Source organism: Comamonas sp. FUJ_7 (assembly GCF_057369555.1).
This window is the reverse complement of the sequence record NZ_JBXXZI010000002.1, coordinates 68,750-91,016: the sequence shown is the minus strand read 5'-3', so window position 1 is coordinate 91,016 and position 22,267 is coordinate 68,750. Positions and strand designations below refer to the sequence as shown.

Below are 22,267 nucleotides of genomic sequence, written 5' to 3'. Positions count from 1 at the left end.
CACGGCTGTTTGAATTTGGAGTCTGGAACCAGACACCCAGCAGTGAAGCCGGCAGACAAAAAAGCCCTGCATCATGAATAAAGCAGGGCTTTGAGCATGTGCTACACGCGCGAAAACTACTGCGGCTGGAATCCGCTGCGCTGAATGATACCGGCCCAGACCCTCGAATAAGCCGCTTCACGCTCCCCTAACTGGCGGGGATTCATGTATCCAACTGTAAGACCCAGGGCCGTCAGCTGCGCATAAACATCGCGCTGCTGGAGCACCTTGCCCACCGCTGCAGAGAAGCGCTCGACAAAAGCCTGAGGCACACCCTTGGGCGCAAAAATGCCGTAGTAAGGCATGTCTTCAAAGCCCTTGATACCTTGCTCCAGCAGGGTCGGCACTTCGGGCATGGAGGCTTGGCGCTTGGCACCCAGCACACCAATCACGCGCAGCTTGCCGGCCTTCTGGTTCTCCATGAAATCGGGCACGGAAGCAATGCCCGCAGGGATCTGATTGCCCAGCATGTCGGCCAGCAGCGGGGCGCTGCCGCGATACGGCGCGGCCACCAGGTCAAGCTTGTAGTGGTCGGCCAGAATCTTGACCAGAAACTCTGGCGTCGATGCGGGCGCAGGAATGCCGATGGTGCCGTTCTTGGCTCCCGTCTTGACCCAAGCCGCATACTCGGCCAGATTTTTGGCCGGTGTGTTGCTGGACACCGCCAGCGCATTCACAAAAGTGGCAATACCAGCCACGGGAATGAAATCCTGCTGCGAATCAAAGCCCGGCTTTTTCACCACCTTGGGCAGGATGGAGATGGTGTGGTCATGTGTGAGAAACAGCGTGTGACCATCGGCAGGCGATGCCTTGAGCAGTTGCGCCGCAATCTGGCCACCTGCGCCGGGACGATTTTCCACCAGCACCGTCATACCCAGTTCGTCCTTGAGCTTGTCTGCCAGCAAGCGTGCAATCGCATCCGAGCCGCCGCCGGGCGGAAAGCCCACCAGAATGCGAATGGGCTGACCCGAAGAGGCCCAGGCCACAGAACCCACAGCCGAAGTTGCCGCTGCTCCCACACCTGCCTTGAGCAGTTGACGACGAGATTGCGTCATGTTTTTCCCCTTATTCATTTTTTTGCAGACTAACCAAAACAAAAGCGCCCGGCAAAGGGCGCTTTCAAGGCGTGAGTGTTACGCCACAGGGCTGGAGCCTATCAGGCCAGACGAGCCTGGTGCTTGGCCAGCTGCGCACGCACCTGGGCAGGTGCAGTGCCGCCCAGCGTGTTGCGGGCGTTGAGCGAGCCTTCCAGGCTCAGGGCCTCGAACACATCGGCTTCGATGTTGGGGTTGAAGGCCTGCAGCTCGGCCAGTGGCAACTCGGTCAGGTCCACACCCTTCATGGTGGCCAGCTTCACGGCGTGGGCCACGGTTTCGTGGGCATCGCGGAAAGGCAGGCCCTTCTTGACCAGGTAGTCGGCCAGATCGGTGGCGGTGGCGTAGCCCTTCAGAGCCGCAGCACGCATGTTCTCGGCGTTGACAGTGATGCCGCCTTCCTTGGCACCGGTCACTGGGTTGATCTGGCCGCCAATCATCTCGGCAAAGATGCGCAACGTGTCCTTCAAGGTGTCCACGGTGTCGAACAGCGGCTCCTTGTCTTCCTGGTTGTCCTTGTTGTAGGCCAGAGGCTGGCCCTTCATCAAGGTGATCAGGCCCATCAGGTGACCGACCACGCGGCCGGTCTTTCCGCGTGCCAGCTCGGGCACGTCGGGGTTCTTCTTCTGGGGCATGATGGACGAGCCGGTGGTGAAGCGGTCGGCAATCTTGATAAAGCCGAAGTTCTGGCTCATCCAGATAATCAGCTCTTCCGACAGGCGCGAGATGTGCACCATGCACAGCGATGCAGCAGCGGTGAACTCAATCGCAAAGTCGCGGTCGGACACGCCATCCAGCGAGTTTTGCGACACACCTTCCATGCCCAGACTCTTGGCCACACGCTCGCGGTCCAGCGGGTAGGTGGTGCCAGCCAAGGCGGCAGAGCCCAGCGGCAGCACGTTGACGCGCTTGCGCACGTCCAGCATGCGCTCGGCGTCGCGTTTGAACATTTCCACATAGGCCAGCATGTGGTGACCAAAGCTCACGGGCTGGGCCACTTGCAGGTGGGTGAAGCCGGGCAGGATCACGTCCACATTCTTGGCAGCCACTTCGACCAGGGACAGCTGCAGCTCCTTGAGCAAGCCTTCGATCAGGTCAATTTCGCTGCGCAGCCACAGGCGCACGTCGGTGGCCACCTGGTCGTTACGGCTGCGGCCGGTGTGCAGGCGTTTGCCAGCATCACCCACCAAGGCCGTGAGGCGCGCTTCGATGTTCAGGTGCACGTCTTCCAGATCCAGCTTCCACTCGAAAGTGCCGGCTTCGATTTCGGACGTAATCTGCGCCATGCCCTTCTGGATGGCGGCAAAGTCATCGGCACCAATAATCTTCTGGGCGGCCAGCATTTCGGCGTGGGCCAGCGAACCCTGGATGTCGGCCTGCCACATGCGCTTGTCAAAGAACACGCTGGAGGTGTAGCGCTTGACCAGGTCGCTCATGGGTTCGGAGAACAGGGCAGACCAGGCCTCGGCCTTGGTGTCGAGCTGATTGTGCGAAGGAGCAGATGTAGACATGTGAGGACAGCAATCCCGTAAAACCACAGGCCGCCGATTCAGAACTTTGGCATGACGGCTGTGCAAAGCAGAAGCAGGGATTTTATCGGCCTGACTCGCCCGCAGCGTCAGACAGGCCCAGAGCCATTGCCTTCAGCTGCGACAAAGCAGTTTTCATGGCCCAGTTACTCATATTTCAATAGCTACCAGCGTTTTATGCATAAGCGCTGCAAGGCGATTTAACTTAAACCACATGAATCTGGCTGCTGCGCTCTGGTTTTTGCCTTGCGCAGAAAATCGCGCCGTCTTCGCTTTTTTTCCACTGGCCGCAGCCTGCAAAGCTTGTGCGCCGCCCCGGCATGCACTCCCGTTCTTCCCTGATTTCCGGCCTTGGCTTTGCCATGGCCGCCTGCGCGCTCTGGGGTGCGATCTTTCTGGTGCCAGCCATGCTGCCGGAGTTCTCGCCGCTGCAACTGACCTTTGGCCGCTTTGTGCTGTACGGCCTGGTCGCTATCTGTGTGTTTCTGCCGCAGGCCGCACGCCTGCTGCCCAAACTGAGAAAGTCTGACATCCAGCACCTGGTCTGGCTGGCGCTGACGGGCAATGTGGTGTATTTCGCCCTGGTTGCCACGGCCGTGCAGTGGATAGGCATGGCCGTGACTTCGTTGATCGTCGGTCTGGTGCCCGTTACCGTTCCACTGCTGGGCCGCAACAGCAGTGGCGCCATTCCGCTGCGCCGCATGCTGGCGCCCATGGCGCTGATTCTCGCCGGCATTGTGCTCATCAACACCCATGCGCTGACTGCCATTCCCGCCGCCGACCAAGGCCGCTATCTGCTGGGCGTGCTGATGGCCATACTCGCCGTGCTGTGCTGGAGCCGCTATGCGCTGGACAACACGCGTTATCTGGCTCAAAGCCAGTTCAATGGCACGGAATGGTCCACGCTCTGGGGTCTGGTGGTGGGCGTCATCAGCGCCCTGCTCTGGGCTTTGATGCTGCTGCTCTGGCCAGAATCCAGCAGTGCAGCCCGCACTGACATACCCAGTCAGCGCTGGCATCTGTTTTGGCTGCTGAATCTGGCCGTGGCCATTTTCTCGTCTTGGCTGGGCAACTGGATGTGGAACGCGGCCAGCCAGCGACTGCCCATCACCTTCGTGGGGCAGCTCTTGGTGTTCGAGACCCTGTTCGCACTGGCCTATCACTTCATCTACGAGCAGCGCCTGCCACAGGCTCGCGAGCTTGCGCCAATGGTGCTTATTGTGGCTGGCGTAGTCTGGTCTCTCAGGCGCTTTCAATCCGCTCGCCAGGTTTGAGCCAGCACAAATCCGGCCCAGGTGCTGAGGCATCAAACCGACAGAGGTGGCAGATATTGGCTGCTCAAGGCTGCTCTCGGCCAATAATCCGGGGCATCACTTTGCTTCAGACTGCCTGTGCCCCTGTCCACACTGATTGCTGCCACACCCAGCACGCCTCGCACTGCGCTGGTATTTGACGCCTGCAACGCCGGCGTAGTGCTGCGAGCCGTGCTGTTTGTACAGGTCGTGGTGGCCACGGTCACTCTTTATGGTGCGGATTCGGTCTGGGAATGGTTCAGCAAAACGGCCTTGCTCACCGGCGCCTGCCTGCCCGGCACCCTGGTCTGGCTGATAGCGGCCTGCAGCCTCAAGCACCAGCTTCAGCGGCTGAGCATGCGAGGCCAGTACCTGGCCGGTGTGCTGCTGGGAGCCCTTGCCGGCCTCTATGCCTGCGGCATGCTGCTGTTCATCGGCATTGACCAGGCGCCCTGGCTGGCCAGCGCCGTCAGCGGTGGGCTGCTGGCCGCCCTGCTGGTCACTGCGCTGGTCCTGCGCGCACGGGGCAATACGCCGGCACAGACCCAGGCCCGGCTGACCGAGCTGCAGTCGCGCATACGCCCGCACTTTCTGTTCAACACCCTCAACAGCGCGATTGCCCTGGTGCGCGCCGAGCCGGCCAAGGCCGAGGCCTTGCTCGAAGACCTCAGCGACCTGTTTCGCTATGCGCTGGCCGAGCCCAACCTGACGACCACGCTGGCACAGGAGATCGAGCTGGCCCAGCGCTATCTGTCGATCGAACAGGTCCGCTTTGGCGAACGCCTGCAAATACAGTGGCAGCTTGACGACAGCGTGCACTGCGCGCTGCTGCCGCCGCTGCTGCTGCAACCGCTGGTGGAGAACGCCATACGCCATGGCGTAGAGCCCAATGCACGCGGCGGAAAACTGCAGGTACGCACCGAAAGGCGCGGACCGGAAGCGCTGATTCAGATCACCAACACCTTGCCTGCCGCCGATGCCCAGCACCAGAGCAGCGGCCATGGCATGGCGCTGGCCAATGTCAAGGCCCGACTGGCGCTGCTGCACGATCTGCAAGGCAGCTTCAGTGCTCGCGAGCGTGATGGGCTGTACGTAGTGCGCATCAGCGTGCCTTTGCCCCAAACCACGCCAAGTGCCGGAGAATCCACGCATGCACATACTGATCGTTGATGACGAAGCGCTGGCTCGGGCCAGGCTGCGCACCTTGCTCGGCGACTGCGCACATGGCCCGCACTACATTCAGGAAGCCGCAGATGCCGCACAGGCCCTGCAGCTTCTGCAAACACCTCAAGCGCCCCCCATACAGCTGCTGCTGCTGGACATTCACATGCCCGGCCTGAGCGGCCTGCAGCTTGCACAGTCCCTGTCGCAGCTACCGGCCCCACCAGCCATTGCTTTTGTAACGGCCCACTCCAACCACGCTGTGCAGGCCTTTGAGCTCGATGCCGTGGACTATCTGACCAAGCCTGTACGCTTGGAGCGCCTTCAGCAAGCACTTCAAAGAGCAGAGCGCGCCTTAGCCTCACGCCATGTCATGGAAAGCGGCCCGGCACTGCTGATTCAAGAGCGCGGCAGCACACTGCGTCTACCTCTGTCCGAGGTGCGCTTTCTCAAGGCCGAACAAAAGTACATCACGGTGCGTACCGAGCAGCGCAACTACATTCTCGATGGAGCCTTGACCGACCTCGAAGCCCGCCATGGCGAGCAGTTGCTGCGCATTCATCGCAATGCATTGGTGCTACGCGCCGCCCTGCGCGGACTGGAAAAGTACGACGACCCCAACGAAGGTGAGGGCTGGGGCTTGCGCCTGCAGGGCGTGACGGAGCTGCTGCCGGTTTCACGCCGCCAACTGGCTGCCGTCAAGACACAGCTCAGGGAACTCTCCTGAATCAAAAAACCGGCGCAAGGCCGGTTTTTTGATGAATGGCGCAAAGGCCAGTGCTAGTGCTCGTGCAGATGAGGCGCTGCGGGTTGCGACTTTGCCGGCGCTGCCTCATGGACATGCCCTGCCTCTGCCCCATGATCGTGATCATGGCCGTGCTCATCGACATGGGCATGGTTGTGCGCCGCCCCGCTCATCACCGTCACGATGACGATGCCCAGCAGCAGCCAAAACACCTGCGCCGCTGTTTCCTTGGCACTCAGACGCTTTTGCAGCTGAGGAATCAGGTCTGCCAGCGCTACGTAGATGAAGCTGCTGGAAGCGATAACCAGAAAATAAGGCAGCAAGTCATGCAGCTGCCCGATCAGGAAATAGCCAGCGATGCCGCCCAGCGAAGTCACCGCCCCAGCCATGGACACCTTGATCAAGGCCACACGGCGGTTGCTGCTGGACTGGCGCAGTACCACGATGTCTCCCATGTGGTGGGGCACCTCGTGCGCCAGCACCGACAGCGCGGCAATGACACCCAGACGGATATCGGCAATAAAGGCCGATGCAATCAATACGCCATCGCCAAAGCAATGCACGCTGTCGCCCGTCAAAATGGCCCAGCCACCTTTGCCGTGGCCATGGGCGTGATCACCATGTTCATGGTGCCCGTGCGAGTGATGCCCATGCTCATGTGAATGGGCTGCTTGATGCACATCCCCATGTGAATGCTCATGGCCGTGATGCCACAGCTCTGCCTTGGACAACAGAAAGAAGAACACCAGTCCGATCAGCAGCACCACAAACAAGTCATGGGACTTTCCATGGGTCTCGAACGCCTCGGGCAACAAGTGCATGAAGGCCGTGGCCAGCAAGGCTCCTGCAGCCAGACTCAGCAAACGCTGGGGCATGACCCCGGGCGTGCGCCCCCCTCCCAGACTCATCAACAACGCGGCCACCCAGACACTGCCGATACCAGCAGCCAGGGTGGCCAGAATAATTGCTACCAATGTCATAGCTTTATATGGCTTAACCGCAACCTTTTACAGGCGAATTCCATGGATTTTCGCAGAATACCCCTGGCTGTGCGGGGTACTCTGACTATCTCCATGCCGTCAGCCCCGATGTGAAGGCTCTATCGCTCTTCTTCTGCACCGGGTCTTTTCACCTTAGCAAAGCTGTCAAGCCCCCCGCACTCCAAAGCAGCCCATCAGGCCACGCCGTGCTGCTTGAACCAGGCCAGCATGCGCGCCCACCCATCCTGCGCAGGCTGCTCCCGATAGCTGGGGCGATAGTCGGCGTGGAAGGCGTGCGGTGCATCGGGGTAGATCACAAACTCCGAGGCCTTTGCTGCAGGCGATCCACTCTTGAGCGCAGCCTTCATGGCTTCGACCGATTCCAGCGCAATGCCTGTGTCCTGGCCGCCATACAGCCCCAGCACCGGCGCCTTGAGCTGCCCGACCAGATCCAGCGGCTGGCTGGGCTGCAAGTCGTTCTTGCTGCCCTGCAAACGCCCATACCAGGCCACGCCCGCCTTGACCGCGCCATGTGCCGCGTACAACCAGGTAATGCGCCCGCCCCAGCAAAAACCGGTAATGGCCAGCTTCTTGGCATTCCCCCCATTGGCGCCAGCCCATTGCACGACGGCATCCAGATCGCTCATGACCTGGGCATCGGGCACCTTGGCAATGACCTCGGCCATCAGCTTGGCCATCTCGCCATAGGCCATGGGGTCGCCCTGACGCACGAACAAATCAGGGGCAATCGCCAGATAGCCAGTATGGGCCAGACGGCGGCAGGTATCGGCAATGTATTCATGCACGCCAAAGATTTCGGAAATCACCAGCACCACGGGCAGGTTCTGCCCTCCCTCAGGCATGGCGCGATAGGCAGGCAGCTGAAAGCCCTTGACCGCTATGCTGACCTCCCCTGCCGTCAGCTCCGCCGATGAGGTCTTGATCGCCGTTTGCGCCATCACCGGGCCAGCCGCACAGGCATAGCCCACACCCAGCCCTGCCCCGATCGCGGCCTTGAGCGCCGTGCGGCGGCTGGGTTGCTCCTTGCCTCCCAACAGGCTCTGCATATCCTGAGCGACGTCTTCGTACTTCATGAATCCTCCTCGGGTTGATGAAATCTCAAGCTGCGCCGGCACACGCAAGCAACTGCCAGCGTCATGCAGTCTAAGGCCTGCCCGGCACCAACCCTCAGGCCAGCCAGCGCAGCAGTGCCGCTGCGGCACCGCCCAGAATCACCACCAGCAAAAACGGGGCTCTGAACCACAGCGCAAGCGCAGCCACCAGCAAAGCACCCAGGCGCGCATCCAGGCTGATTTGCGTGCCGCTGGCCAGCGTGTTCATCACCGTCAGCGATGCCAGCAGCGCTACCGTCAGGCTGGCCGCAATCTGGGCCATGCGCGGGCTGCGCATCCAGCGCTCAGGCAGGCTGTAGCCCAGCAGCTTGGTCACAAAAGCCAGCGCACAGGCCAGCAAAATCCAGTGCCACAAGCTCAGAAACAGCGTCATTGCTCAGCCTCCGAAGGGCGCACCCAGCCCCACAACGCTCCCACCGCTGCCGCCAGCAAAATCGGCACGCCTGCAGGAACCACGGGAATGGCCACGGCCGTCACCAACCCGCAGGCCAGCGCCAGGGCCACCGGCTCACGCGCATTCAAGCGCGGCCACAGCAAGCCCAGAAAGGCCGCCACGGCCGCACCATCCAGCCCGAAGCGACGCGTATCGCCCAGCGCATTGCCCATCAGCGCGCCCAGCAGGGTGAACAGATTCCACAGCAGAAACACGCCCGCCCCCGCCACCCAGAAGCCGCGCCGCTGCTCGGCCAGATCCTGCTGGCCCGATGCCGTGGCGGCGGACTCGTCAATCGTCCAGTGCGCAGCCAGCCAGCGCTGCAAGCCTTTCACACCCAGAAAACGACTCATCTGCATGCCGTAGATGGCATTGCGCAAGCCCAGCAAGGTCGCAGCACTCACGGCCGCCAAGCCGCTGCCGCCGCCGGCAATCACGCCCACAAAGGCGAACTGCGAGCCGCCCGTGAACATCAGCGCACTCAGCGCCATGGTCTGCCAGATATTGAGACCCGCCGCCACGGACAGCGCTCCGAACGAGATGCCGTACAAACCCGTGGCCACGGAGATCGACAGCCCCATGCGCGTCGCGGGCGTCATTGCAAGACCTTTGAACACAATCACCCTCACATTAAAATTGATAGCTGACAGCGCAATGAAATAAGGCACTTCAGATATAAAACAATCTGAAATGCCTTATCTACCTGTGCTAGCAGCTCATTTATTTGAGGGACTTGAGCATCAATGCTCAGTGCCCTTCATCTCAAAGGCTTAGTGCGCCTTTTCCCAGTTGCTGCCAAAGCCAATCTCAGCCAGCAGCGGCACGGACAAATCGGCCACGCCGGCCATGATGGCGGGGATTTCAGCCTTGACCCAGTCTTTGGCGGACTCGGGCAGCTCGAACACCAGTTCGTCGTGCACCTGCATGATGACCAGCACCTCGGGCTTTTCGGCATCCAGCCTGGCCTGCACGGCCACCATGGCCTTCTTGATCAGGTCGGCCGCCGTGCCCTGCATGGGCGCATTGATGGCAGCGCGCTCGGCCGCTTTCTTGCGCGGGCCGTTGCCGCCGTTGATCTCGGGCAGCACCAGGCGGCGACCGAACACGGTCTCCACATAACCCTGAGCGTGGGCCAGCTCCACGGTCTGATCCATATAGAGCTTCACGCCGGGATAGCGCTGAAAGTATTTGTCGATATAGGCTGCGGCGGCCTTGGTCTCGATGCCGAGATTCTTGGCCAGGCCAAAGCTGCTCATGCCGTAGATCAGGCCGAAGTTGATGACCTTGGCATAGCGGCGCTGCTCGCTGCTGACTTCATCCACGCTCACGCCAAACACTTCTGCGGCTGTGGCGCGGTGCACGTCCAGGCCGTTTTGGAAGGCGCTCAGCAGTGCCTCGTCGCCCGAGAGGTGGGCCATGATGCGCAGCTCGATCTGCGAATAGTCGGCGCTGGCAATCAGCTTGCCCTCAGGGGCCACAAAGGCTTCGCGCACGCGGCGGCCTTCGGGCGTGCGTACGGGAATGTTCTGCAGATTGGGGTCGTTGCTGGACAGCCGCCCCGTCACCGCCACGGCCTGGGCGTAATGGGTATGGACGCGGCCGTCGCTAGGCAATGCCATCTGCGCCAGCTTGTCGGTGTAGGTGCCCTTGAGCTTGGAGAGCGAGCGGTGCTCCAGCAGCTTGGCGGGCAACGGATAGTCCTCGGCCAGCTTCTCCAGCACTTCTTCATCGGTGCTGCGCGCGCCGGTGGCGGTCTTCTTCACCACGGGCATGCCCAGCTTGTCGAAGAAAATTTCACCCAGCTGCTTGGGGCTCGCCAGATTGAAGGGCTGGCCCGCAATCTCGTAGGCCTCTTCCTCGAGCTTCAGGATGCGTGCACCCAGATCGTTGCTCTGGCGTGCCAGCTCGCCCGCGTCAATGCACACGCCATTGCGCTCGATACGGAACAGCGCTTCGCTGGTCTGCATTTCCAGCTCGTAGATATGCAGCAGACCGGCATGAGCCTGGATGCGCGGCCACAGCGTGTTGTGCACGTCCAGCGTTTGGTCAGAGTCTTCGCAGCTGTAGGCTGCGGCTTTTTCCACGGGCACCTGGGCAAACGGAATCTGGCTCTTGCCCTTGCCGCACAGGTCTTCGTAGCTGATGCCAGTGCGGTTCACATGGCGCAGCGCAAGACTCGTCAGGTTGTGCGGGCGGTCGGCTTCGAGCACATAGGACTGCAGCATGGTGTCATGCGCATAGCCGCGCACAGTGATGCCGTGGTTGGCAAACACATGCTGGTCGTATTTGACATGTTGGCCCAGCTTCTTTTTGGAGGCGTCTTCCAGCCAGGGCTTGAGCTTGGCCAACACCATGGCCATATCCAGCTGCTCGGGCACATCCATGCCTTCGTGACGTAGCGGAATATAGGCCGCTTCGCCAGCCGCTACGCTGAAGGAAATACCGACAATCTGCGCCCGCATCTCGTCCAGAGAATCGGTTTCCGTATCAATCGCCGTCAGCTCGGCGGCCTGGATCTTGGTCAGCCACTCGTCGAACTGCGCCTGGGTCAGGATGGTGGTGTAGACCACATCGCGCTGCTGGGCTTCGACGGCGATTTCCGTCGTTGCCGCATCATCGGCATCAAACAGGCCCCCCTGGGCACTGTCTGCTTTTCCAGCCTTGGCTGGCTTGCTGGCTTTTGCTTCAGAAGTACTAGCACCCAGCGCACGCGCCAAGCCCTTGAAGCCGTACTTTTCATAGAAAAGCGCCAGCGCCGCATTGTCCGGCTCGGCCAGCACAATGGCGTCCAGCTGGGGCAGGCCGCTGATGTAATCCGCCAGATCGCAGTCGGTCTTCATGGTCACCAGCTGGCGGCTCAGCGCCAGCTGACCATTGGCAATGGCCTCGCGCAAGTTATTGCCCGCCACACCCTTGATGGCATCGGCATTGGCAATCAGCCCGTCCAGCGTGCCATATTCATCAAGCCACTTGGCTGCAGTCTTGGGGCCGACCTTGGTCACGCCAGGCACGTTGTCCACCGTGTCGCCCACCAGCGCCTGGTAGTCGATCATCAGCGAAGGCGGCACGCCAAACTCGCTGGTCACGCCAGCGATGTCGCGCTTTTTGCCGTTCATGGTGTCAATGATGGTCACATGCTCGTTCACTAGCTGGCTCAAGTCCTTGTCGCCGCTGGAGACGATGACGTTGATGCCCTGGGCCGCCGCCAGCTGCGCCAGCGTGGCGATCACGTCGTCGGCTTCCACACCAGGCACGGCCACAACCTTCCAGCCCAGCATGGCCACCACTTCGTGGATGGGCTCTATCTGGCTGCGCAAGTCATCGGGCATGGGCGAGCGCGTGGCCTTGTACTCGGTGTACATCTCATCGCGGAAAGTCGGGCCGGACGCATCGAACACACACACGGCGTAATCGGACTGCACATCCTTCCTCAGCGCCTGCATCATGTTCACCATGCCGCGAATGGCACCCGTGGCCGGACTGGTCGGGTCGCCGGGAATGGCCCGCAGATCGGGCATGGCATGGTAGGCGCGGTAGAGGTAGCTGGAGCCGTCCACCAGCACCAGGGTCTTGGAATTGCTCATAGCCGCCAATTGTGCACGCGTGGCTGGCTTGGCCGCCCTGAACCACAAAGACGGGCAAGCGCATGGTGGGAGAATTCCAAGTCGCCCTACAATCCACTCATCATGCGCGCTGCACCTCTTTTCATCCTCCTGAGCCTGGCTGCCGGATCCGTTCTGGCCCAGTCCTCCACCCCTGCCACCGCTGAGGCCGTGGCAGCTCCTGCGCCCCAGAGCCAGCAGGACAATGCGGCTGCCACCAGCAAGCACAACCAGCGGATTGAACATATCCGCGTGGAAGATGCGGGCAGCCGTGTGGATGAAACCCGCGTGGGCGGCCAGACCCAGAGCATTACCGTGCAACCCAAGGTCGGCTCCATGCCCGAGTACGAAGTGCAGTCCAACGACGGCGCCCGTGCTGCCCGCAACCGCGACAACAACAGCGGTGACACCACGGGCACCCGCGTCTGGAATTTCATCAAATTCTGAAGCGCTGCGCGCTTTTCCCGTTCATGACAGGGCAGTGCAGCAAAGCACTGCCCTGTTGCGTATAGAACCATCTTCCCTGTCCCGCTCACCCACTGCGGCTGAGCGACGTATTCACCATGGCTGTTTTCACCGAAGTTTCCGATAAAGATGCCCGCGATCTGCTGCGCCGCATGTCCCTTGGCTCATTCAAAGAATTGCGCGGCATTCAGGGCGGCATTGAAAACACCAACTACTTTCTGACCACCGACCAGGGTGAATGGGTGCTGACCCTGTTCGAGCGCCTGAGCGCCGAGCAACTGCCCTTTTACCTGTACCTGATGAAGCATCTGGCGCAGGCCGGCATCCCGGTTCCCGACCCGCAGGGTGAAGCCCGCAGCGGCGACATTCTGCTCAAGGTCTGCGGCAAGCCGGCCTCCATCGTCAACCGTCTCGCCGGCAAGAGCCAGCTGGCCCCGGCCCCTGTGCATTGCGCCGCCGTGGGTGACATGCTTGCGCGTATGCACCTGGCTGGGCAGGACTACAACCGCCAGCAGCCCAATCTGCGCGGCCTGCCCTGGTGGAATGAAACCGCTCCCGTGGTTCTGCCCCACCTGAACGAAGAAGCCGCCGCCCTGCTGCGCGCCGAGCTGGCCTACCAGAATCACATCGCCGCATCGGCCACCTATGCAGCCCTGCCCCGTGGTCCGGTGCATGCCGACCTGTTCCGCGACAACGTGATGTTCGATGGCGACAAACTGACCGGCTTTTTCGACTTCTACTTCGCAGGTGTGGACACTTGGCTGTTTGATCTGGCCGTCTGCCTCAACGACTGGTGTATCGATCACGCAACAGGCGCCCATGATGCCCCTCGTGCCAAGGCCATGATCGACGCCTATCAAGCCGTTCGTCCCCTGACCGCTTCAGAGCGCGAGCTGCTCAACGCCCAGCTGCGCGCCGGTGCCCTGCGTTTCTGGATCTCCCGCCTCTGGGACTTCCACCTGCCCCGTGAAGCCGCCTTGCTGCAGCCCCACGACCCGACTCACTTCGAGCGCGTGCTCAAGCAGCGCATTGCTCAGCCCCTGTCGCTGGCCTGATCACCAGCCAGGAACAGTCCAAGCTGGCGAGAGCCTCGGGGCTTTATATGGCCCCGTCCCGCTGTCTCGGGTACAGTGCAAGAGCGACTTTTGCTCGCTCTCGCAAAAGTATTTCTGCCTCTCCCATGAAACTTCAAATCGTTACACCCGGCACTGGCCTGCAGTGGGTGCTGCAAGGCCTGCGCACGTTCAGAAGCCAGCCTCTGGCTCTGGCTGCCCTGTTTTTTCTGGGCATGGCCAGCATGTCACTGATCTCGGCCTTGCCACTGATCGGCCCCGTCATTGCACTGGCACTGCTTCCCAGCATCTCCCTGACCATGATGGTGGCCGCCTCTGAAGCGGCCCACGGCCGCAAGCCCACGCCCGCACTGCTACTGGTAGCCTTTCGCTCCGGCAGCCAGCACATGCACTCCATGCTGATGCTGGGCGGCATGTACGCGGCAGGCTTTTTGCTCATCATTGGCGCATCCAGCATCGTCGATGGCGGCACTTTTGCCAGCGTCTATCTGGGTCAGACTCCCATGACCCGGGAGCTGGCCGAAGAGCCCGAGTTCCAGTCCGCCATGTGGATGAGCATGTTGCTCTACCTGCCGCTGTCCCTGGCCTTCTGGCATGCACCCGCTCTTATTCACTGGCATGGCGTCAGCCCCGTCAAGGCTCTGTTCTTCAGCTTTGTCGGCTGTTTTCGCAATATCGCCGCCTACCTGGTTTTCGGCGTCTGCTGGATCGGCGTCTTCATTGCCTCCGGCATGGCGCTGGCCATCGTGACCGGCATTCTCGCCATGCTGATCGGCAGCATCGCCGGCGGCCTGATGGTGGCCACGGCCCTGATGCTGGCTGCCCTCTTTTTCACCTCGATTGTCTTTACCTTCCGCGACAGCTTTGCTGCGCCCGATGGCAAGGATGAGATGGAAATCGTCAACGACTCCCAGCACAACGACACCCCGCCTCAAGCCTGATCGCTCTGAGCATCCTCAAAAAAGCCGCTGCAGACCTAACTGCAGCGGCTTTTTTGATGTCCGGTGCAGCGGTATCAGCCTATACCGCCGCACTGACCTGAGGCTTTACACGCCGACCGGGCCGCCATCCTTCTTCTGAATCACCACTGTAGAGGAACGGGGACGTACGGTGCCCGAAGGCAAAGCCGTGGCATCGCTGGTGTCGTAAGCCGGCCAGTTCACGGGGTGCTGCACATTCAGGAAGATCGTGCTGTGGTCCGGCGTATAGGCAAAGCCGGTGATTTCAGCCTCATTCGGGCCGATAAAGAAGCGACGCAGCTCACCTTGATTGCTGGCATTGATGACCGGGCCTGTCGCCTTGCTGTCCGCCAGAGCCCCAGGAATCACCGCCAGCATCTGGTCGTTGGTTGCCTTGGCCACGTCGTTCTTGCGGCCACCGTCGATGCCGTTGTCCGTCTGCACCCACAGAATGCCACGGTCATCAAAGGCAATCCCGTCAGGGCTGGCCAGCTGATTCAACTCCGTCAGCCCCGAGCGGTTGATATCTGGATCAGCGCCTGCATTTGCGCCAAAAACAAAAATTTCCCATTGGAAGCTGTTCTTGCCCGCATCGTCATGCCAGCGAATGATGTGGCCGTTGACGTTGTTCAGGCGCGGGTTGGCAGCATTGGTGCCGGTGGTCGCATTGCGGCTGGTGTTGTTGGTCAGTGTCAGGTAGACGTCGCCATTGGTGGGGTTCACGGCCGTCCACTCGGGACGGTCCATGGGCGTAGCCCCCACAAAGTCAGCGGCACCACGGGTGTTGATCAGAATTTCTTCAATGCTCTTGTACTTGGAGCCGAGCTTGCTGCCATCCTTGCCCACGCTGTCCAGCGTCAAAGGCAGCCAGGTGCCCGTGCCGTCTTCATTGAAACGCGCCACGTACAGCGTGCCCTTGTCCAGGTACTTGTTGCCCACGGCAAGGCGGTCGCTGCGCTTGGCATCGGCGGGGTCCCAGACAGCATCGGAGACATAGCGGTAAATGTATTCAAAGCGCGAGTCATCGCCCGTGTAGAACGCCAGCGGCTTGCCCGCTTCGGGCAGGCTGTAGGCAGCGCCTTCGTGGGCGAAGCGGCCCATGGCTGTGCGCTTGGTGGCAACGCTGGAGGGGTCGTAGGGATCAATTTCCACCAGATAGCCAAAGCCGTTGACTTCGTTGCGGTAGTCATCCAGCGCTGTGGCCCCCGTTTCAGTGATGTTGAAACGGGCAAACTCTCCATCCTTCTCCGAGGCATCGCCTGCAGCGGTCTCCCATAGATAACGCCCTCTCTTTGTAGACACGCCCACACGCTTTTGATGCTCGGGCAAGACCGCCACCTGGTTCACAAAGCAGGCAGCCCAGTTCTCCTCTGCCGTGATGTAGGTTCCCCAGGGCGTCGTGCCGTTGCCGCAGTTGTTGTTCGTGCCGCGAATCTGGCTGCCATCTTTGGAGAAAGCGGTCTTCACCCAGTCCGTCTTGGCCACGGGGCCAGCAAGGTTCATAGGCGTTGCCGAGGTGAAGCGACGGTTGTACTTGGAATTCTTGACGATCTCCCAGTTGCTCGCGTTCTTCTTGATGTGCATGACGGCCACGCCATGCGCATTGATTTCCTTGCGCACTTCTTCCGCAGGTCGCTTCTCACCAGAGCCCGTACCGGTCGGTCCATGGGGGTGCAGCGCATTCTCATCGATGTACTCGTGATTCACCACCAGCAGTCCTTCGGTGGAGCTGCCTTCCAGTGGGAAGAAGTGCATGCCGTCGTGGTGCATTCCGGTGGCATTGAACTGGTCTTCAGCGGTATTGCTGCCATCGCTCTTCCAGTCAGCCGCCTTGTCGTTCAAAGGCGTACCCCAGGCACCCAGTACATGGGCCACATAGCCAGCAGGCACGACGCAAGCATCGGTCATGGAAGCAGACAGAGATTCAAAGCCCAGCTTCAGCTCGGGCTTGGGATCAGGTGTGGGTTGAGGAGCTGGACCAGGTTCGGCCACTTTGTCATCACTGCCACCGCCGCAAGCGGCTAGCATGCTCCCGCTGAACACGGCCAGTGCAGCGCTCAGGCCGCCACGAGTCAGCGTACGACGGGAAAGATTGGCTTCCAGAATGGTACTGAAAGGCGCATTGCCTGCGTGATTGCGAATGACCTTGTCAGAAATAGTTTTGCTCATGAGAGCGTGACTCCTCGTGGGTTGCGGGTTTGGAATGCACCGCAATTTAGGAAACATTCACGACGGAGATGTGACACCCCTACTCCGCCAATGTCCCTCGCCTCAAGTCATCACCCCGTCACAAAATCCCACTAACCCCACTACACCCACTCACTCCACAATCGTCAACTTGGCAATCGCAAGCGCCAGCCATTTGGTGCCATGGCGGCCAAAGCTGACCTGAGCGCGGGCGTCGTCGCCCGTGCCCTCCACCGCCAGCACCTTGCCTTCGCCGAACTTGTTATGGAACACCGTGATGCCTGCCTTGATGCCGTGCGAGGGCTCGGCCTTTTGCTTGGGCACCGGCGGGCTGGCAAAGACTTCGGTCTGCTTGCTGCCCCAGCCCGGGTTAGAGCCAAATTGGCCTGAAGCCCTTGACCCCCAAGCGCTACCAGCTCCTGAAGAAGGAGCAAAACTGCCAAAGCCGCTTTGCTTGGGCGTGATCCACTTCAGCGCCTCTTCGGGCAGCTCGTCAAAGAAGCGGCTCTTGGTGTTGTAGCGCGTCTGGCCGTGCAGCATGCGCGTCTGCGAATGGCTCAGGTACAAGCGCTTGCGCGCCCGCGTGATGGCCACATAGGCCAGGCGGCGCTCTTCCTCCAGGCCGCCGCGGTCCATCATCGCGTTCTCGTGCGGGAACAAGCCTTCTTCCACGCCGCCGATAAACACGGCATCAAACTCCAGACCCTTAGATGCATGCACGGTCATCAGTTGCACCGCATCCTGACCGGCCTGGGCCTGGTTGTCGCCCGCTTCCAGCGAGGCGTGTGACAAGAAGGCCGCCAGTGGCGACATGGTCTCGCCCGTGTCTTCATTGACCATGGAGGCAAGCGTGCCTGCAGGCGGTGTCAAAGGCTGATCGAGCAGCGGTGCGTTGGGGTCCAGGCCCTGGCTGACCGGGCTTTGCGACAGGTTGGCACCAGGCAGAATTTCCTGCGCATCCACCGGCAAAGCCACCGCGTCCTTGCCAAAGCCTTCCTGGGTCACAAAGCTCTCGGCAGCGGTCACCAGCTCCTGCAAGTTTTCGATACGGTCCGCGCCTTCTCGTTCGTTGCGGTAATGCTCGAGCAGTCCGCTTTGCTCTTCCACGGTTTCGATGATTTCGCGCAGCGTCTTGCCTTGGGTCTGTTCGCGCAGCACATCGATCTTGGCCACAAAGCCTTGCAGCTTGGTGCCAGCAGTACCGGGCACGGCAGTCACGGCATCGCTGAGCGAACAACCGCTGCTGCGCGCCGCATCTTGCAGTTGCTCAATCGTGCGTGCACCAATGCCGCGTGCGGGGAAATTCACCACGCGCATAAAGCTGGTGTCGTCGTGCGGGTTCTCCAGCAGGCGCAGATAGGCCAGCGCATGCTTGATTTCGGCTCGTTCAAAAAAGCGCAAACCGCCATAGACGCGATAGGGAATGCCTGCGTTGAACAGCGCCGATTCGATCACCCGGCTTTGCGCATTGCTGCGGTAGAGCACGGCGATTTCCTGGCGCGTAAATCCATCGTTTTTGACCAGTTGCTTGATCTCGTCGACCATCCAAGCGGCCTCGGCCAAGTCGCTGGGCGACTCATAAATGCGCACGGGCTCGCCCGGCCCCTGCGTGGTGCGCAGGTTCTTGCCCAGGCGGTTGCTGTTGTGGCTGATGAGGGCGTTGGCGCAGTCCAGAATATTGCTGTAAGAGCGGTAGTTCTGCTCCAGCTTGATCTGGTTTTTGACGTCGAACTCGCGGATGAAGTCCGCCATATTGCCCACGCGCGCACCGCGAAAGGCATAGATGCTCTGGTCATCGTCGCCCACGGCAATCACGCTGGCAGCAGACTCGTAACGCCCTCCCGCCTCATCGCCCGCCAGCTGCTTGAGCCACTGGTATTGCAGCTTGTTGGTGTCCTGAAACTCGTCTACCAGAATGTGCTGAAAGCGGCGCTGATAGTGCTGGCGCAGATGGGTGTCATCGCGCAGCAGCTCATAGCTGCGTAGCATCAGCTCGCCAAAATCCACCACGCCTTCGCGCTGGCATTGCTCTTCATAGAGCTGGTACAGCTCCACTTTCTTGCGCGTGTCGGGGTCGGTCGCCACCACATCTGATGGGCGCATGCCCTCTTCCTTGCAGCCGGCGATGAAGTACATCAGTTGCTTGGGCGGAAAGCGCTCGTCGTCCACATTGAACTGCTTGCACAGGCGCTTGATGGCCGAGAGCTGGTCTTGCGTATCGAGAATCTGAAACGCCTGCGGCAGCTTGGCGGCCTGATAGTGGGCGCGCAGCATGCGGTTGCACAGGCCGTGAAAAGTACCAATCCACATGCCGCGCACGTTGTAGGGCAGCATGGCCGACAGACGCGCCAGCATTTCTTTGGCGGCCTTGTTGGTAAAGGTCACGGCCATGATGGAGCCCGGCGTGGCCTGCCCCGTCTGCAGCAGCCAGGCAATGCGCGTGGTCAGCACGCGGGTCTTGCCCGAGCCCGCGCCCGCCAGAATCAGCGCATGGCCTGCGGGCAGGGTGACGGCCGCCAGTTGCTCATCGTTCAGGCCGGTGAGCAAGGGGGAGTGGGAGGCGGAGCGAGCACCTTCGGGTGCGCTATCAAGCAGGTCAATCGGGAACATAGCCCCACATTGTAGAAATGCGCGCGACTCCCCATGATCTGCTGCTGCATTGCACTATCAAAAGAAAAGCTGCTTGCGCTTGATATTCATAGAATTTAGATGGAAACTCATCTGAAATCAATATAAATTCAGCGCAAGCAGCTTCGTTTTCAATAGCGCCAGCGATTAATGCCCGCCAGCCCCCGGATCCACCACACGGGTCGGCTTGGGTGCCAACCAGATCGCACAGGCCGCCAGCACAAAGCCGCCCGCGATGATGAACATGATCTGGTTGGTGGCCAGCATCACGCTCTGCCCTGTGATGAGCTGATCGAGTGCTGCCAGCGCACCATCCGCACTCATGCCGGACTGCTGCATCCCTTGCAACACTTCGCCGCTGCTGTCGCTCAGTCCCACCAGTTCGGCATGCTTGCGCGTGGTGCCGTTCTCCCAGGCCGTATTGACCACGGAGACCGCCGCCGCGCCAGACAAGGTGCGCAAGAAGTTCATCAGACCGGCTGCGTTGTCCATCTCATGCGGCTCCACGCTGGCCAGCGCCAGCCCGGTGGTCGGAATGAAGAAGAACGGCAGACCAAAGCCCATGAACATCAGCGGCAGGGCAATGTCCCAATAGCCCATGTCGGTGCTGGCAAAAGCGCGCCAAAGGGTGATGACACCCATCCAGAACACACCGCCAAAGATCAGCCGGCGCGGGTCTACCTTGGCCGACAAACCTGCTGCGGCAGGAGCGACAAACAGTGCAAACAGCCCCGTCCATGCCGTGACCAAACCCGCCATCGTCGCCGTGTAGCCCATATAGCTTTGCAGCCACAGCGGCGTGAGCACGTTGACAGCAAAGAAGGCTGCAAATGCCAAACTAATGGTGAGCACCGCCATGGAAAAGCCTCTGTGCCGGAACACCCGCAAGTCCACAATCGGGTGCTCGGCATGCAGCTCCCAGATCATGAAGGCGGCAAAGCCCACAGCGGCCACCACGGCCAGCGCCACGATCATGGGCGAAGCAAACCAGTCCAGATTCTTACCCTCATCGAGCATCAGCTGCAGCGCGCCCACCCAGACGATGAGCAGGATCAGGCCCACGGTATCAATCGGGTTCTTGAGCAGCGGCTGCTCATAGCGCTTGACCAGGTGCCAGACCGCGAATGCGCAAACCAGTGCCACGGGAATGTTGATCAGAAAGATCCAGTGCCAGGTGTATTCATCGCAAATCCAGCCGCCCACAATGGGGCCGAGCACGGGTGCAATCAGCGTGGTCATGGACCACAGGCCAATGGCCGCAGGCGCCATATTGGGCGGGAAGATGCGTAGCAGCAGTGACTGGGACAGCGGCATCAGCGGACCACCGGCAAGTCCTTGCAAGATGCGCGCAAACACCAGCATGCCCAGCGAATTGGCCAGGCCACACAGCAGCGATGCCACACCAAACAAGCCCATGGCCGTGGCAAACACGCGTACCGCGCCAAAGCGTGCGGCCAGCCAGCCGGTCAGCGGCACGGTAATCGCCTCGGCCACCGCATAACTGGTGATGACCCAGGTGCCCTGGCTGGTGGTCGCGCCCAGATTGCCCGCAATGCTGGGCACAGAAACGTTGGCCACCGTCATGTCCAGTACGGCCATGAAGTTGGCCGCCGCCAGCACCAGCGCGGCCAGCCACAGCGTGCCCCCGGTCAGTGGCACCATGCCCGCAGCCATGGGCATGGCGGTCGCATTAGCCCCTGTGCCCACGGGTGCGGCTGGCAGCGCACTCGCTGCGCCATCACTTTGCTTGTTACTCATGACGGGCTCACTGCGCTGCAGCCACGCCAGCGCCATCGGCAGGGCCGGTACGAGTGTCCACCGTCACATGCATGGACAGGCCCACACGCAGCGGATTTTTCGCCAGCTCAGCCGCATTCAGCTGAACACGCACCGGCAGGCGTTGCACCACCTTGATCCAGTTGCCCGTGGCGTTCTGTGCGGGAATCGCGGCAAACGCGGAGCCAGAGCCTCCGCTGAAACCCACGACCGTGCCCTTGTATTTCACGGAGCTACCGTACAGGTCTGACTGCAGCTCCACCTGCTGCCCCACACGTACCTTGCCCAGCTGGCTTTCCTTGAAGTTGGCATCCACATAGATCTGCTGCACAGGCACCACGCTCATTAACGGAGTACCGGCCTGCACACGCTGGCCGATCTGCACACTGCGCTTGGCCACCACTCCATCCACCGGGGCCAGCACTGTCGTGCGGTCCAGGTCCACCTGCGCCTGATCGCGCCGCGCCTGCGCCAGCAGCACTTCGGGGTTGTTCTCGGCCTCAGCCCCTTCGATCAGCGCGGCATTGACCTGCTTGGCGCCCATGGCCGCTTCGCGATTGGCCTTGGCCTGAGCCTGCGCTGCCACGGCCGACGCCAGTTGCGCCTTGGCAGCGGCAAAAGCGTTCTTGGCCTGCGTCAGTTCTTCGCCAGAGACGGAGCCACTTTTGGCCAGCGCCTCACGGCGCTGCAAGTCAATGGTGGCACGCTCCATATCGGCTTGCGCTGCCAGCAACTGTGCTGCAGCGCGCTTTTCATCGGCCTCACGCGCGCTGACCTGGGCTTTCAGTCCGCCATCATTGGCCACATAGCCTTTGACCCGGCGCGTGGCACGGGCCAGCTCCGCCTCGGCCTGGGCCAGCGCCAGCTTGGCGTCGGTGGGGTCGATGCGCACCAGTACATCGCCTTTTTTCACCGCCTGCGTGTCCTTGACCAGCACCTCCAGCACCGTGCCGCCAATGGAGGGGGTGACCTGTGCCACCTCAGCTGCCGCGTAGGCGTTGTCGGTGGAGACAAAGTTGGACGCATGCAGCCACCAGTAAGCGCCAGCGGCCACACCGGCCACCACAACCACTCCGGCCAGGCCAGCCAGCAATTTGTTGCGTCGCTGTTCACGCACAGCAGGATTCGCGCTCACGGAAGAAGCGTTTTCAGTCATACAAAACCTTGGAAA

The 22,267-nt window shown here is 61.2% G+C and carries 17 protein-coding genes; 6 read left to right on the top strand and 11 right to left on the bottom strand.

Going from position 1 to position 22,267, the window contains the following annotated elements; translation table 11 throughout:
• Nucleotides 1-116 precede the first annotated feature (116 nt).
• Nucleotides 117-1,094: a Bug family tripartite tricarboxylate transporter substrate binding protein gene (locus tag AC2I9W_RS04180; RefSeq protein WP_486408785.1), complete on the bottom strand. Its 978-nt coding sequence runs from the start codon at nucleotides 1,092-1,094 to the stop codon at nucleotides 117-119.
• 101 nt (nucleotides 1,095-1,195) lie between these two features.
• The gene (argH, locus tag AC2I9W_RS04175; RefSeq protein WP_486408784.1) at nucleotides 1,196-2,644 is read right to left on the bottom strand and encodes an argininosuccinate lyase; all 1,449 of its coding nucleotides are present in this window, start codon (nucleotides 2,642-2,644) and stop codon (nucleotides 1,196-1,198) included.
• A gap of 338 nt (nucleotides 2,645-2,982) precedes the next feature.
• Here argH and AC2I9W_RS04170 point away from each other — a divergent pair, with 338 nt between their 5' ends.
• The 3 genes from AC2I9W_RS04170 to AC2I9W_RS04160 all read left to right on the top strand — a co-directional run bounded on the left by AC2I9W_RS04170 (nucleotide 2,983) and on the right by AC2I9W_RS04160 (nucleotide 5,842).
• Complete coding sequence (locus AC2I9W_RS04170; protein ID WP_486408783.1) at nucleotides 2,983-3,936, top strand: DMT family transporter; 954 nt, start codon at nucleotides 2,983-2,985, stop codon at nucleotides 3,934-3,936.
• A 117-nt stretch (nucleotides 3,937-4,053) separates the two neighbouring features.
• Nucleotides 4,054-5,124, top strand: a complete 1,071-nt coding sequence (locus tag AC2I9W_RS04165) for a sensor histidine kinase (RefSeq protein WP_486408782.1) — start codon at nucleotides 4,054-4,056, stop codon at nucleotides 5,122-5,124.
• A complete protein-coding gene (locus AC2I9W_RS04160; protein WP_486408781.1) occupies nucleotides 5,105-5,842 on the top strand; it encodes a LytR/AlgR family response regulator transcription factor in 738 nt (245 codons plus the stop codon). Before AC2I9W_RS04165 ends, AC2I9W_RS04160 begins: the two co-directional genes overlap by 20 nt.
• A 53-nt stretch (nucleotides 5,843-5,895) precedes the next feature.
• Here AC2I9W_RS04160 and AC2I9W_RS04155 read toward each other — a convergent pair whose 3' ends face one another.
• From AC2I9W_RS04155 to polA, 5 genes are all read right to left on the bottom strand, one after another.
• Complete coding sequence (locus AC2I9W_RS04155) at nucleotides 5,896-6,840, bottom strand: ZIP family metal transporter (protein ID WP_486408780.1); 945 nt, start codon at nucleotides 6,838-6,840, stop codon at nucleotides 5,896-5,898.
• Nucleotides 6,841-7,034: 194 nt separating this feature from the next.
• Nucleotides 7,035-7,934, bottom strand: a complete 900-nt coding sequence (locus AC2I9W_RS04150) for a dienelactone hydrolase family protein (protein WP_486408779.1) — start codon at nucleotides 7,932-7,934, stop codon at nucleotides 7,035-7,037.
• 94 nt (nucleotides 7,935-8,028) lie between these two features.
• Entirely contained in the window at nucleotides 8,029-8,346 is a 318-nt protein-coding gene (locus AC2I9W_RS04145; protein WP_486408778.1) for an AzlD domain-containing protein, read from the bottom strand.
• Complete coding sequence (locus AC2I9W_RS04140; protein WP_486408777.1) at nucleotides 8,343-9,005, bottom strand: AzlC family ABC transporter permease; 663 nt, start codon at nucleotides 9,003-9,005, stop codon at nucleotides 8,343-8,345. The genes AC2I9W_RS04145 and AC2I9W_RS04140 overlap by 4 nt, the downstream gene beginning before the upstream one ends.
• 171 nt (nucleotides 9,006-9,176) lie before the next feature.
• The gene (gene polA / locus AC2I9W_RS04135) at nucleotides 9,177-11,990 is read right to left on the bottom strand and encodes a DNA polymerase I (RefSeq protein WP_486408776.1); all 2,814 of its coding nucleotides are present in this window, start codon (nucleotides 11,988-11,990) and stop codon (nucleotides 9,177-9,179) included.
• Nucleotides 11,991-12,092: 102 nt separating this feature from the next.
• Between polA and AC2I9W_RS04130 the strand changes: the two genes are divergently transcribed.
• From AC2I9W_RS04130 to AC2I9W_RS04120, 3 genes are all read left to right on the top strand, one after another.
• Entirely contained in the window at nucleotides 12,093-12,455 is a 363-nt protein-coding gene (locus AC2I9W_RS04130; protein ID WP_486408775.1) for a hypothetical protein, read from the top strand.
• A gap of 116 nt (nucleotides 12,456-12,571) precedes the next feature.
• Nucleotides 12,572-13,528: a homoserine kinase gene (locus AC2I9W_RS04125; protein ID WP_486408774.1), complete on the top strand. Its 957-nt coding sequence runs from the start codon at nucleotides 12,572-12,574 to the stop codon at nucleotides 13,526-13,528.
• 125 nt (nucleotides 13,529-13,653) lie between these two features.
• The gene (locus AC2I9W_RS04120; protein WP_486408773.1) at nucleotides 13,654-14,487 is read left to right on the top strand and encodes a BPSS1780 family membrane protein; all 834 of its coding nucleotides are present in this window, start codon (nucleotides 13,654-13,656) and stop codon (nucleotides 14,485-14,487) included.
• Between the two features lie 105 nt (nucleotides 14,488-14,592).
• On the opposite strand, the gene AC2I9W_RS04115 is transcribed toward AC2I9W_RS04120, so the two are convergent.
• The 4 genes from AC2I9W_RS04115 to AC2I9W_RS04100 form a co-directional block, all read right to left on the bottom strand.
• Complete coding sequence (locus AC2I9W_RS04115) at nucleotides 14,593-16,674, bottom strand: PhoX family protein (protein WP_486408772.1); 2,082 nt, start codon at nucleotides 16,672-16,674, stop codon at nucleotides 14,593-14,595.
• 150 nt (nucleotides 16,675-16,824) lie between these two features.
• Complete coding sequence (locus AC2I9W_RS04110; RefSeq protein WP_486408771.1) at nucleotides 16,825-19,302, bottom strand: UvrD-helicase domain-containing protein; 2,478 nt, start codon at nucleotides 19,300-19,302, stop codon at nucleotides 16,825-16,827.
• Between the two features lie 165 nt (nucleotides 19,303-19,467).
• Nucleotides 19,468-21,078 carry a DHA2 family efflux MFS transporter permease subunit gene (locus AC2I9W_RS04105; RefSeq protein WP_486408770.1) on the bottom strand — a complete coding sequence of 537 codons (1,611 nt, stop codon included), beginning with the start codon at nucleotides 21,076-21,078 and terminating at the stop codon, nucleotides 19,468-19,470.
• A gap of 7 nt (nucleotides 21,079-21,085) precedes the next feature.
• On the bottom strand, nucleotides 21,086-22,252 hold the full coding sequence (locus AC2I9W_RS04100) for an EmrA/EmrK family multidrug efflux transporter periplasmic adaptor subunit (RefSeq protein WP_486408769.1): 1,167 nt from the start codon (nucleotides 22,250-22,252) through the stop codon (nucleotides 21,086-21,088).
• Nucleotides 22,253-22,267 lie beyond the last annotated feature (15 nt).

Excerpts from the sequence above, each read along its gene's own strand:
- AC2I9W_RS04180 (WP_486408785.1), bottom strand. The coding sequence starts at position 1,094 with ATGACGCAATCTCGTCGTCAACTGCTCAAGGCAGGTGTGGGAGCAGCG.
- argH (WP_486408784.1), bottom strand. The coding sequence starts at position 2,644 with ATGTCTACATCTGCTCCTTCGCACAATCAGCTCGACACCAAGGCCGAG.
- AC2I9W_RS04170 (WP_486408783.1), top strand. The coding sequence starts at position 2,983 with ATGCACTCCCGTTCTTCCCTGATTTCCGGCCTTGGCTTTGCCATGGCC.
- AC2I9W_RS04160 (WP_486408781.1), top strand. The coding sequence starts at position 5,105 with ATGCACATACTGATCGTTGATGACGAAGCGCTGGCTCGGGCCAGGCTG.
- AC2I9W_RS04155 (WP_486408780.1), bottom strand. The coding sequence starts at position 6,840 with ATGACATTGGTAGCAATTATTCTGGCCACCCTGGCTGCTGGTATCGGC.
- AC2I9W_RS04150 (WP_486408779.1), bottom strand. The coding sequence starts at position 7,934 with ATGAAGTACGAAGACGTCGCTCAGGATATGCAGAGCCTGTTGGGAGGC.
- AC2I9W_RS04145 (WP_486408778.1), bottom strand. The coding sequence starts at position 8,346 with ATGACGCTGTTTCTGAGCTTGTGGCACTGGATTTTGCTGGCCTGTGCG.
- AC2I9W_RS04140 (WP_486408777.1), bottom strand. The coding sequence starts at position 9,005 with ATGACGCCCGCGACGCGCATGGGGCTGTCGATCTCCGTGGCCACGGGT.
- polA (WP_486408776.1), bottom strand. The coding sequence starts at position 11,990 with ATGAGCAATTCCAAGACCCTGGTGCTGGTGGACGGCTCCAGCTACCTC.
- AC2I9W_RS04130 (WP_486408775.1), top strand. The coding sequence starts at position 12,093 with ATGCGCGCTGCACCTCTTTTCATCCTCCTGAGCCTGGCTGCCGGATCC.
- AC2I9W_RS04125 (WP_486408774.1), top strand. The coding sequence starts at position 12,572 with ATGGCTGTTTTCACCGAAGTTTCCGATAAAGATGCCCGCGATCTGCTG.
- AC2I9W_RS04120 (WP_486408773.1), top strand. The coding sequence starts at position 13,654 with ATGAAACTTCAAATCGTTACACCCGGCACTGGCCTGCAGTGGGTGCTG.
- AC2I9W_RS04115 (WP_486408772.1), bottom strand. The coding sequence starts at position 16,674 with ATGAGCAAAACTATTTCTGACAAGGTCATTCGCAATCACGCAGGCAAT.
- AC2I9W_RS04110 (WP_486408771.1), bottom strand. The coding sequence starts at position 19,302 with ATGTTCCCGATTGACCTGCTTGATAGCGCACCCGAAGGTGCTCGCTCC.
- AC2I9W_RS04105 (WP_486408770.1), bottom strand. The coding sequence starts at position 21,078 with ATGAGTAACAAGCAAAGTGATGGCGCAGCGAGTGCGCTGCCAGCCGCA.
- AC2I9W_RS04100 (WP_486408769.1), bottom strand. The coding sequence starts at position 22,252 with ATGACTGAAAACGCTTCTTCCGTGAGCGCGAATCCTGCTGTGCGTGAA.